The 11,393-nt window shown below is 68.0% G+C and carries 11 protein-coding genes; all 11 read right to left on the reverse strand.

Annotated features, from left to right (window positions below):
• Position 1: 1 nt before the first annotated feature.
• The 11 genes from AC5Y30_RS05140 to AC5Y30_RS05190 all read right to left on the reverse strand — a co-directional run bounded on the left by AC5Y30_RS05140 (position 2) and on the right by AC5Y30_RS05190 (position 11,325).
• Positions 2 to 544 (reverse strand): histidine phosphatase family protein, encoded by a 543-nt coding sequence (locus AC5Y30_RS05140; protein WP_499917037.1) that lies wholly within the window; start codon positions 542 to 544, stop codon positions 2 to 4.
• Positions 541 to 1,326, reverse strand: coding sequence for a CbtA family protein (locus AC5Y30_RS05145; protein WP_499917039.1), 786 nt, complete (start codon positions 1,324 to 1,326; stop codon positions 541 to 543). Before AC5Y30_RS05145 ends, AC5Y30_RS05140 begins: the two co-directional genes overlap by 4 nt.
• A 9-nt stretch (positions 1,327 to 1,335) precedes the next feature.
• Positions 1,336 to 1,551, reverse strand: coding sequence for a CbtB domain-containing protein (locus AC5Y30_RS05150; protein ID WP_499917041.1), 216 nt, complete (start codon positions 1,549 to 1,551; stop codon positions 1,336 to 1,338).
• A 191-nt stretch (positions 1,552 to 1,742) separates the two neighbouring features.
• Complete coding sequence (gene clpC1, locus AC5Y30_RS05155; RefSeq protein WP_499917043.1) at positions 1,743 to 4,289, reverse strand: ATP-dependent protease ATP-binding subunit ClpC; 2,547 nt, start codon at positions 4,287 to 4,289, stop codon at positions 1,743 to 1,745.
• 347 nt (positions 4,290 to 4,636) lie between these two features.
• Entirely contained in the window at positions 4,637 to 4,975 is a 339-nt protein-coding gene (gene lsr2, locus AC5Y30_RS05160) for a histone-like nucleoid-structuring protein Lsr2 (RefSeq protein ID WP_066955505.1), read from the reverse strand.
• 127 nt (positions 4,976 to 5,102) lie between these two features.
• Positions 5,103 to 6,599: a lysine--tRNA ligase gene (gene lysS, locus AC5Y30_RS05165; protein ID WP_499917045.1), complete on the reverse strand. Its 1,497-nt coding sequence runs from the start codon at positions 6,597 to 6,599 to the stop codon at positions 5,103 to 5,105.
• 69 nt (positions 6,600 to 6,668) lie between these two features.
• Positions 6,669 to 7,484: a type III pantothenate kinase gene (locus tag AC5Y30_RS05170; RefSeq protein ID WP_499917047.1), complete on the reverse strand. Its 816-nt coding sequence runs from the start codon at positions 7,482 to 7,484 to the stop codon at positions 6,669 to 6,671.
• A 2-nt stretch (positions 7,485 to 7,486) separates the two neighbouring features.
• Entirely contained in the window at positions 7,487 to 7,906 is a 420-nt protein-coding gene (gene panD, locus AC5Y30_RS05175; RefSeq protein WP_499917049.1) for an aspartate 1-decarboxylase, read from the reverse strand.
• Entirely contained in the window at positions 7,906 to 8,844 is a 939-nt protein-coding gene (gene panC / locus AC5Y30_RS05180; protein WP_499917051.1) for a pantoate--beta-alanine ligase, read from the reverse strand. Before panC ends, panD begins: the two co-directional genes overlap by 1 nt.
• A complete protein-coding gene (locus tag AC5Y30_RS05185) occupies positions 8,841 to 9,752 on the reverse strand; it encodes a Rossmann-like and DUF2520 domain-containing protein (RefSeq protein ID WP_499917053.1) in 912 nt (303 codons plus the stop codon). Before AC5Y30_RS05185 ends, panC begins: the two co-directional genes overlap by 4 nt.
• A gap of 118 nt (positions 9,753 to 9,870) precedes the next feature.
• On the reverse strand, positions 9,871 to 11,325 hold the full coding sequence (locus AC5Y30_RS05190) for a DUF6779 domain-containing protein (RefSeq protein WP_499917055.1): 1,455 nt from the start codon (positions 11,323 to 11,325) through the stop codon (positions 9,871 to 9,873).
• Positions 11,326 to 11,393: the final 68 nt, after the last annotated feature.

An 11,393-nucleotide genomic window follows, 5' to 3' on the forward strand; every position in this document is an offset into this window, starting at 1 on the left:
CCTACAACCGCAGAGTCCAACGGCCGCCGCGGAAGTGCATGACGACGCGGCCGGCCGGCTCGACGTCGATCCGCCAGAACGACGCCGGGTCGATGTTCAGCGCCGCCACGATGGCCGCCCGGATCACCGCCGGGTGTGTCACCGCGACTGTGCGTAATGGGTTGGCGGTCAACGACTCCAGCCACCGCGCGGCCCTAAAGATCAGGTCGGCGATCGACTCGCCGCCGTGCGGCGCGGCGCCCGGTTGGCTCAGCCAAGCCTCGACGTCGTCCGGCGGCAGGGCCTCAAGCGCCTCCCCGCGCCACCGCCCACAGTCGAGGTCGGCCAATAGCGGCTCCGTTTCGGCTTGCAGGCCAAGCAGTTTCGCGGTCTGCCGGGTGCGCCGCTCTGGTCCGGACATCCTGCGCTGCGCGGCGACGTCGTCGGTCGCCTCGACCTGGCGGCGGCCGAGAGCGTTCAGCGGTTCGTCGGCCGGAAAACGCCCGCCCGCCATGGCGTCCGTCATGCCGTGCGAGAGCAGCGTCAGCCGGACGACGGCGGTCACGCCGCGATACTCGACGCCTGCCGCGTCCGCACCGAAAGCAGCCGCCCGCTGATCGCCGCGAACACCAGGCCGATGCCCGCCCACAGCACCAGCTGCGTGGCCAGCGACAGCAACCTGAATTCGTAAAGGACGTCGGCGGGAAATCCCGGATAGACGATCGTGCCCGCGGCGTCGCGCAGCGGTTCGGGTGTCTCGTTGACGGTCGGCAGCGGCACCGCCAGCACCACGATCGCCACCAGATACGCTGCGGCCGCCAGCAGCCCGGCGTTCCAGACGCCGAACCGGGCTGCGAGCCGCCGCGCCAGCCATACCGCGCCGATCGCCAGCACCACCGACAGCACCACCATCACCAGGTACCAGCCGGTGCGCGCTCCGATCGTGTCGGCCTGCCCGACGGCCGGCGAGTTCGGCGGGTATTTCACGAACGGCACCACGTACACCGCCCCGAATGCGCCTGCCGCCAACAGCAGCGAAAGCCGCTGCGGCTGAACAACTTGCGCCCGCGCATAGATCACGCTGAACAGCACGGCGAACAGCGCGCCCATGGCGAGGCCGAAGATCAGCACACCGAATCCCAGCCCGGGGCCCGATTGCACGCCGCGGGTGAACAGCTCCGCGCCGTGCTCGTGCACACCGTGGGCGTTCTCGGCGTCGGCGCGGCCGTCTTCAAAGGCGATTGCGCGGGCGATGACGGGCTCGGCGCACACGCGGGCGAAGACGAACGCCAGCAACGCGCCAACGGCTCCCGCAAGAAGACCGCCGCCAATTAGGCGTTTCTCCACGAGACGCGGTCAGTGGCAGGGGAAGCCGAGCAGGTGCCGCGCGTCGTGCACGAATTCGTGCACGTGCGAATCGCTGCCGAACAGCGAGACGGCCCCCTGGTCGATGTCGACGAAGTACAGCGCCAGCAACGCGAGGAAGACGGTCGCCGCCAGCCAGAGTGCGGTGCGGGCCGCGGACAGATCGACCGAGCGGGTGCGGCTGCCGGTCAGCTGCGGGTGGGACACAATGGACTCCTTCTGGGGATAACGCGTCCCCGCTGGGTATGACGGGTCTCGGGTCTGACTGTGACAGTGGCGCGACCGTTCTGGGGTTTCACCAGATTCCGTTACACGTCGATGACAACGGTCAGTGTAGGGGGCAGCGAAAACGGGCGGTAGTCCGCCTAAGACTTAACCGCCCGTTGTTCTGTTGATCGCTACTGGACGTCCGGTCCCGGGTCCGCGGCGCTGTGCGCCCCGGCTTTCGCCAGGTCCGGCTCCGCCGGCGGCTTGCGGGTACCGATGAAGGTGAATGTGGCGTCCTCGCCGGCGCTTTCGCCGTCCCAGTTGTCCACGTCGACCGTGACGACCTGGCCCGGACCGACCTCCTCGAACAGGATCTTCTCGGAGAGCTGGTCCTCGATCTCGCGCTGGATGGTGCGCCGCAGCGGGCGGGCGCCCAGCACCGGGTCGAAGCCACGCTTGGCCAGCAACGCCTTGGCCTTGTCGGTCAGCTCGAGGGCCATGTCCTTGCTCTTGAGCTGGGTGGCCACCCGGGTGATCATCAGGTCGACCATCCGGATGATCTCGTCCTTGGTCAGCTGGTGGAAGACGATGATGTCATCGATCCGGTTGAGGAACTCCGGGCGGAAGTGCTTCTTCAGCTCGTCGTTGACCTTCTGCTTCATCCGCTCGTAGTTGTTGTCGCCGCCGCTCTGGGTGAAGCCCAGGCCGACCGGCTTCGAGATGTCCGAGGTGCCCAGGTTCGAGGTGAAAATCAGCACGGTGTTTTTGAAGTCGACCGTGCGACCCTGGCCGTCGGTGAGCCGGCCGTCCTCGAGGACCTGCAACAGGCTGTTGTAGATCTCCTGGTGGGCCTTTTCGATCTCGTCGAACAGCACCACCGAGAACGGCTTGCGCCGCACCTTCTCGGTGAGCTGGCCGCCCTCCTCGTACCCGACGTATCCGGGGGGCGCGCCGAACAGCCGCGACGCGGTGAACCGGTCGTGGAACTCGCCCATGTCGATCTGGATGAGCGCGTCGTCGTCGCCGAACAGGAAGTTGGCCAGTGCCTTGGACAGCTCGGTCTTACCGACACCGGACGGGCCGGCGAAGATGAACGAACCCGACGGGCGCTTGGGGTCTTTCAGCCCGGCCCGGGTGCGGCGGATCGCCTTAGAGACGGCCTTGACGGCGTCCTCCTGGCCGATGATCCGCTTGTGCAGCTCGTCCTCCATGCGCAGCAACCGCGTCGTCTCGGCCTCGGTGAGCTTGAACACCGGGATACCGGTCCAGTTACCCAGCACCTCGGCGATCTCGTTGTCGTCCACCTCGGCGACTACGTCGAGATCCCCTGAGCGCCACTGCTTTTCGCGCTCGGCGCGCTGACCGACCAGTTGCTTCTCGCGGTCGCGCAGGCTGGCCGCCTTCTCGAAGTCCTGGGCGTCGATCGCCGACTCCTTCTCCCGGCGCGCCTCGGCGATCTTCTCGTCAAACTCGCGCAGATCTGGCGGCGCGGTCATCCGCCGAATTCGCATCCGGGCGCCCGCCTCGTCGATCAGGTCGATCGCCTTGTCGGGCAGGAACCGGTCGTTGATGTACCGGTCGGCCAGGGTGGCCGCGGCCACCATCGCGCCGTCGGTGATCGACACCCGGTGGTGCGCCTCGTAGCGGTCGCGCAGACCCTTGAGGATCTCGATGGTGTGCTCCACGGTCGGCTCGCCGACCTGCACCGGCTGGAACCGGCGCTCCAGCGCCGCGTCCTTCTCGATGTACTTGCGGTACTCGTCGAGCGTGGTGGCACCGATGGTCTGCAGCTCGCCGCGGGCCAGCTTGGGCTTCAGGATGCTCGCGGCGTCGATCGCGCCCTCGGCGGCGCCGGCACCGACCAGGGTGTGCAGCTCGTCGATGAACAGGATGATGTCGCCGCGGGTGTTGATCTCCTTGAGCACCTTCTTCAGGCGTTCCTCGAAGTCACCGCGGTAGCGGCTGCCCGCCACCAAAGATCCCAGGTCCAGCGTGTAGAGCTGCTTGTCTTTCAGCGTCTCGGGGACCTGGCCGTGCACGATGGCCTGGGCCAGGCCCTCGACGACGGCGGTCTTGCCGACGCCGGGCTCGCCGATCAGCACCGGGTTGTTCTTGGTGCGCCGGCTCAGCACCTGCATCACCCGCTCGATTTCCTTCTCGCGGCCGATGACCGGGTCGAGCTTGCCTTCCATGGCGGCGGCCGTCAGGTTGCGGCCGAACTGGTCGAGCACCAGCGACGTCGACGGGCTGCCGGACTCGCCGCCGCGGCCACCGGTGCCGGCCTCCGCGGACTCCTTGCCCTGGTAGCCGCTGAGCAGCTGGATGACCTGCTGGCGCACGCGCGTCAACTCGGCGCCCAGCTTCACCAGCACCTGGGCGGCCACGCCCTCACCCTCGCGGATCAGGCCCAGCAGAATGTGCTCGGTGCCGATGTAGTTGTGACCGAGTTGCAGCGCCTCGCGCAGGCTCAGCTCGAGAACCTTCTTGGCGCGGGGCGTGAACGGAATGTGTCCCGACGGGGCCTGCTGGCCCTGGCCGATGATCTCCTCGACCTGGCTGCGGACGCCCTCGAGCGAGATGCCCAGCGACTCCAGCGACTTCGCCGCGACACCCTCGCCCTCGTGGATCAAACCCAGCAGGATGTGCTCTGTTCCGATGTAGTTGTGGTTGAGCATCCGGGCCTCTTCTTGCGCCAGGACGACGACCCGCCGTGCTCGGTCGGTAAATCTTTCAAACATCGGGTTACCTGCTCTCCCTCAACATCGGTACAAACTAGTTAGCGGCCCTTCGAGCAATCCTGCCGGACCCCTGTGGCCGGAATCGCGTACCTGTCTCCACTGTAGTGGTCGGCTTGCCGGCGGGCCTAACCTTGCCGTGCGTTCTGCGCTGCGGACCCGCCCGGTCTTTCCTGGGCCGATCCAAGGCCGATCTCACCTGCGAGTGCCTGCGGCGTTGCCCGCCATAACTGAGGAAACGTTGCGGTGTTCGAATTCGTTTCCCCGGACCGCCCGGCGATTGTTTCGCGCCCAGCGAAACGACAAACCGGCGCCCGGGCCCACAAGCCCCGGCGCCGGTTTGAGAACTGCTAGGTCGCTGCGTGGAACGCGTCGATCACGTCGGCCGGGATGCGGCCCCGCGTCGAGACGTTGTGCCCGTTCCGGCGGGCCCATTCGCGGATGGCCGCGCTCTGCTCACGGTCGATGGCGCCCCGGCCGCGTCCCGAGCCGGAACGGCCACGGCGACGGCCCCCGACGCGGCGACCGGCCTCCACCCATTGCTTCAGATCGCTGCGCAGTTTCGCGGCATTCTTGGACGAAAGATCAATCTCGTAGGTCACGCCGTCAAGTCCGAATTCCACCGTTTCGTCGGCTGCGCCGGCACCGTCGAAATCATCGACCAGGGTGACGGTCACTTTTTTGGCCATTGGCTTATCCTCGCATTTCGTCCTGAACAGTTACTAGCAGATCGGATCAAACCTCCCCGGGTCACCAATGTGCCATAACAGGGAAGCATACTCAATCTGTACGGAAGCCGCACATTGATAGTTTCAACTACGACTGGGGCCGAACAATCGGGAACAAAACTGTCTCTCGAATTGACAGACCAGTCAAAGTCATCAACAACCTGTCGACGCCCATTCCCGTTCCGGTACACGGCGGCATCGCATACTCGAGCGCGGCGAGAAAATCTTCGTCGAGCACCATGGCCTCATCGTCGCCCGCGGCGGCCGCGCGCGCCTGCGCGGCGAACCTCTCACGCTGCACGACGGGATCGTTCAATTCGGAATATCCGGTGGCCAATTCGACTCCACGCAGATAGAGATCCCACTTCTCGGTGACGCCCGCGATGCTACGGTGCTGGCGCGTCAAAGGCGTTGTCTCGACCGGGAAATCCCGCACAAAGGTCGGAGCGACGAGCGCGTTGCCCACGGTGTGCTCCCACAGTTCCTCGACGATCTTTCCGTGTCCGTAGCCGCGGTCGGCGGGAATCTCGACGCTGAGCCGATCGGCGATTCCGAGCAACTGTTCGACCGGCGTCGCAGGCGTGATCTCCTCGCCGAGTGCCGCAGACAATGACGGGTACATTTGTATGGAAGCCCATTCTCCGTCTATGTCGTAGACGCTGCCGTCGGGAAGCGGGAGTTGTCGGGTTCCGATGGCCTCATCGGCGACCTCTTGAATAAGCTCGCGCGTCACTACTGCTGAATCGTCATAGGTTCCGTACGCCTGGTAGGTCTCCAGCATGGAGAATTCCGGAGAATGCGTGGAATCCGCACCTTCGTTTCGAAACACTCGATTTAGTTCGAAAACCCGGTCGAAACCACCGACGACGCAGCGCTTCAGGAACAGTTCGGGCGCGATCCTCAAGTAGAGATCGATGTCCAGTGCATTGGAATGCGTGATGAACGGCCGCGCGGCCGCCCCACCGGCCAGCGTCTGCAACATCGGGGTTTCGACTTCGAGGAACCCGCGGCGCTCCAAAGCGTTGCGTATCGCGCGGATGACGGCGATCCGCTGCCGCGCCACCGTGCGCGCCTGTGGGCGCACGATCAGGTCGACGTAGCGCTGCCGGACGCGCGCCTCCTCGCTCATGTCCTTGTGCGCGACCGGCAGCGGACGCAGCGACTTGGACGCCATCTGCCAGGAGTCGGCCAGCACCGACAGTTCGCCGCGTCGTGAGCTGATCACGTTGCCGTGCACGTAGACGATGTCACCGAGGTCGACGTCGGCCTTCCAGGCGTCAAGGGATTGCCGGCCGACCTTGTCGAGGCTGATCATCACCTGCAGGCTGGTGCCGTCGCCCTCTTGCAGCGTGGCGAAGCAGAGTTTGCCGGAGTTACGGGCGAAGATCACCCGGCCGGCCACGCCGACGACGTCATCGGTCGCGGTGTCGACCGGTAGGTCGGGATGGGCGGCGCGGACCTGAGCCAGCGTGTGGGTGCGTTCGACGGCGACCGGGTAGGGGTCGTGCCCCTCGGCGAGCAGCCGAGCGCGCTTATCGCGGCGAATTCGGTACTGCTCGGGAACGTCTAGGTCGTCGGCACTCACGACGTGCCAGCTTAAAGGACTGCGCTTTGCGGGTGCGCCGACGGCTTTGCGGGGCCCCGGGCGCGTGGGTCAGCGTGCCGTCTTCAGCCGGCCGCGCTGGGCGTCGCGGTTGCGCTCGAAGATCAGCCGCAGGCCGTGCAGGGTCAAGTGCTGGTCGTAGTGAGCGACGGTCTGCAATCCGGGCAGCAGCAGCGGCGCGGTGTGGCCGGTGGCGACGATCGCGACGTCGTCGCCGGCAAATCCGTCCACGTCCTCGCGGATGCGCCCCACCAAGCCGTCGACCAGACCGGCGAAACCGAAGACGGCCCCCGCCTGCATGCACTCGACGGTGTTCTTGCCCACCACCGAGCGGGGCCGGGTCAACTCCACCCGGCGCAGGGCCGCCGAGCGGGCCGCGGCGGCGTCGGAGGACACCTGCAATCCCGGCGCGATCGCGCCGCCGAGGAATTCGCCTTTGGCCGACACGACGTCCACACAGATCGAGGATCCGAAGTCGATGACGATGGCGGGCGCGTTGAACCGGTGAAAAGCGGCCAGGCAGTTGACGATTCGGTCGGCGCCCACTTCCTTGGGATTGTCGACGAGCAGCGGGATGCCGGTGCGCACCCCGGGCTCGATGAGCACGTGCGGCACCGACGGCCAGTACTGATCGAGCATCAGCCGCACCTCGTGCAGCACCGAGGGGACGGTCGAGAGCGCCGCGGCGCCGGTGAGCCGCTCCGAATCGTCGCCGATGAGACCGTCGATGGTCAGCGCCAATTCGTCGGCGGTGATCTCCGCTTCGGTGCGGATCCGCCATTGCTGCACGACGTTTGCGTGCTCTTTGGATCCCGAGATCAGCCCGACGACGGTGTGGGTGTTACGGACGTCGATCGCCAGCAGCACGGCTACCGCGCAACGATCCGGGGATTGAGTAGCTCGGCCGCGTCGTCGGGCACGAACGCCGGATCGCTGCCCAGGTCGATCTGCTTGTTGTCGGCGTCGACGAACACGATGCGCGGCCGGTAGGCACGCGCCTCGGCGTCCTCCATCGTCCCGTAGGCGATCAGGATAACCAGGTCGCCCGGGTGGACGAGATGCGCTGCGGCACCATTGATTCCGATCACACCGCTGCCGCGCTCGCCGGTGATAGCGTAAGTGACCAGACGGGCGCCGTTGTCGACGTCGACGATGGTGACCTGTTCGCCCTCGAGCAGGTCCGCGGCGTCCATCAGATCGGCGTCGATGGTCACCGAGCCGACGTAGTGCAGGTCGGCCTGCGTGACGGTGGCCCGGTGGATCTTCGACTTGAGCATCGTCCGTAGCATCAATTCCTCCAAGGTGATTGGGCGTATTCGTGGTGTCCGTCCGGCCCAGCGGTGCCGGCGGGTGTTTCGATCTGCATTTCGATGTTGTCCAGGAGCCTGGTGGTGCCCAGCCGGGCCGCGACCAGCAGCCGGGCCGAACCGTGGGCGGGCGCCGGTCCGAGCCCGGCGTCGCGCAGCTCGAGGTAGTCCACGGTGAGGTCCGGTACGGCGTCCAGCACCGCGCGCGCCGCGGCCAGCGCGGCCGCCCCGCCGTCGTGCGCGGCGTGCGCACCGGCCGTCAGCGCGGCCAAAAGCGTCACGGCCAGTTCGCGTTGCGTGGGGTCCAGGTAGCGGTTGCGCGACGACATCGCCAGGCCGTCGGATTCCCGGACCGTCGGCACGCCGATCACCTGCGCGTCGATGTTGAGGTCGGCGACCATCTGACGGACCAGCACCAGCTGCTGATAATCCTTCTCCCCGAAGAAGATTCGGTCCGGCCGCACGATCTGCAGCAGCTTGCACACGACGGTGAGCATTCCCGCGAAATGGGTCGGCCGGACAGCGCCCTCCAGCTCGGCCGCCAGCGGCCCCGGCTGCACGGTGGTGCGCAGACCGTCGGGATACATCGCGGCGGCCGTCGGGGTGAACACGATTTCGACGCCGTCGGCCCGCAGCAGTGCGACGTCGTCGTCCAGGGTCCGCGGGTAGGCGTCGAGGTCCTCGCCGGCGCCGAATTGCAGCGGGTTGACGAAGATCGACACCACCACCACCGCGCCGGGCACCCGCTTGGCCGCGCGCACCAACGCCAGGTGTCCGTCGTGCAGCGCACCCATGGTGGGCACCAACATCACCCGGCGCCCGGTGTGGCGCAGGGCGCGGCTGACGTCGGCGACATCGCGCGGCGCGGCATAGACGTTGAGTTCGCCCGCCGTGAAGGCCGGGGCCTTGCCGGGACTCATGGCGCCAGCACCTCCACGACGTCTTTGGGGGCGTGCGCGCGCTGGGCGGTCCGCAGGGCGTTCACCCGGTACGCCTGCGCGAGCTCGGGCCCGACCTCCCCCAGCGCGGACAGATGCGCCGCGACGGCGGCAGCGTCACCGCGAGCGACCGGACCGGTGAGGGCCGCCTGTCCGCGTCGCAGGGTGTTCTCCAGCGCGGCCCTGGCCAGCGGTCCGATGACGCGTTCGGCGATGCCGCCCGGTTGATCGTCGACGGTCTGTTGGCCGAGCAGTTCGCTGCCGCGCAGTGCCGCGCGCAGCGCGTCGAGCGCGTCGGCGAGCACGGTCACGATGTGGTTGCCTGCGTGGGCGAGCGCGGCGTGGTACAGGACGCGGGCCTCGTCGGCGACGCAGAACGGTTCGCCGCCCATCTCCAGCACCAGCGATTGCCCGATCGCATATCCGATCTCGTCGGCCGCGGTGACGCCGAAGCAGGAATCGGCCAGCCGGCTGATGTCTTCATCCGAGCCGGTGAAGGTCATCGCCGGGTGGATCGCGAGCGGGATGCAGCCGTGCTGCGCAAGCGGCTCGAGAATGCCGATCCCGTTGGCGCCGGACGTGTGGACCACGATGGTTCCGGGCCGTACCGCAGACGTAGCGGCCAGCCCCGATATCAGGCCGGCGAGTTCGCTGTCCGGGACCGCGAGCAGCAACAGCTCGGCACCGGCGGCCACCTCGGGCGGTGGAGCCACCGGCGTATCGGGCAGCCGGCGTTGTGCGCGCTGCCGCGAGGCATGGGAGATGGCGCTACACGCCACCACGACGTGGTCCGCGCGCTCCAGCGCGACACCGAGAGCGGTGCCCACGCGGCCGGCCGAGATGATTCCCACCTTGAGCCGAGCCGGGCGCAAACCGTCGAGCTGCACCATCGCAGACGACCTCACAGATATCTTGTTCGTTCCGGTCCCACCTGGTGGGTACCGTTCGGTCACTACGACTGTAGTCGATTACCAGGCATTACCCAATGTGAGGAAGCTCCCAGGTCGGCTAGTCACGTCTGCGTCGCCGGCCGCCTTGGGAGGGCTGCACCTGCAGGCGGGCCAGCAGATCGGCCACCGATTGGCCCCCGGTGGGGCTGCCATCTCCCGCGCCGTTGGGGTCCTCTTGCTGCTGCGGGTCACCGCCGTGCCTGGGCGCCTGCTCCGGTGCCGGCGGCGGCGCCAGCCGCGGCGGCGGTGGCGCGCCCGCGGATGGACCGGGGTGCATCGGGGGAGCCGGCGGCGGGGGTGGCGTCGCGGCGGCCGGCGGGGGCGGCGCGGCGGAAGGTCCGGGCGACGGTTCGTTGTTCGGCGAGAAGTTGTTCACCCCGTAGTCGCGGTACTCCGCCGAGTGGCGAGACCGTGCGCGGCGGCCGGAGTCGCCGTACTGCGGTGCCGGCACGGGCTCGACGGGCGGGCCATCCCAGGCTTCGTCGACGCCCGAATGCCGGGCGCGCCGCCGCCCACCGGACGATTCCGCGCGAAAATCCGCGCCGGCCCAATTGCTCCCCGGCGCGCCGGGAGGCAACCACTGGCCTTCCGCGGCGACCGGCTGCCAGCCCTGCCCCGGCCACTGCGCCTGGGGCTGTGGTTGCGGTTCCGGCGCTCGTTCTGGTTCGCGCTGCGGTTGGGGCTCCGGCGGCGGCTCCGGTGCGAACTGCGCCGCAGCCGCGGCTGGCGGCGGCTGGGGGCGCGGCTCGAATCGCGGCTCCGCCGGCCCCGCATAGGGGGTGTCCTCGGCGTACGCCGGGTCCTGGGCGTACGCGGGATCCGGCGCCGGCTCGTACTGGTTTGGCACCCGCTCCCGGCGGTGCGGCGACGGCTGCTGCCGCGGGGGGACCAGCGGTTCCTCGGGGACGTCGATGATGGCGTCATCGGTGCGGCTGTCCTGCGGCACCGACGTCACGCGGTCGCTGGACACCCAATCGACCGGAGTGTCGCGGGGATTCTCGCCGTTGCGATCCCACTCGCTGTACGCGCGCTCCGGTTGCGGCTCGGCGTCCGGCGTGCCGCCGAGGGCTGGCCGGTGCGCCAGGTCGGTGTCGAACAGGATTTCCAGGCTGGTCCGCAGGGCGGAAAGCTCCGCGCGCAACTCGGCCAGATCGTCGGCGGCCTGAGCGCGCAGCTCGGAGGCCAGCTCGCGGCGCAGCTGCGACTCGACGGTCAGCTCGTATTCACGCCGGGCCGAGATCTCCCGGTCCAGCTGAAGGTCGTAAACCAGCTTGAGATCGCGGACCCGGGACTGATCGGCGTCGCTTTGGCGGCGATAAAGCACGGAAACGAAGGCGCCGGCGACTGCGGCCCACAGCGCCAGGATTACAGCGAGCTTGAGAAGTTCCACCCGATTGGTGAAAACCAATGCGGAGCTGGCCCCCATCGCGAGGACCAGCAACGCCGTCAAGAGCACCCACCCCGGCCTGCGGCCGCCGCGCCGGACCCGGGCGCCGCGGGACAGAACGGTCATGGCCTGAGAGTACCTGTGCGAGGTCAATCCGCGTGTCGCGCGCCTTCGGCGATTCTCGCGCGCGTTAT

It is taken from the genome of Mycobacterium sp. NGS27 (assembly GCF_059813005.1).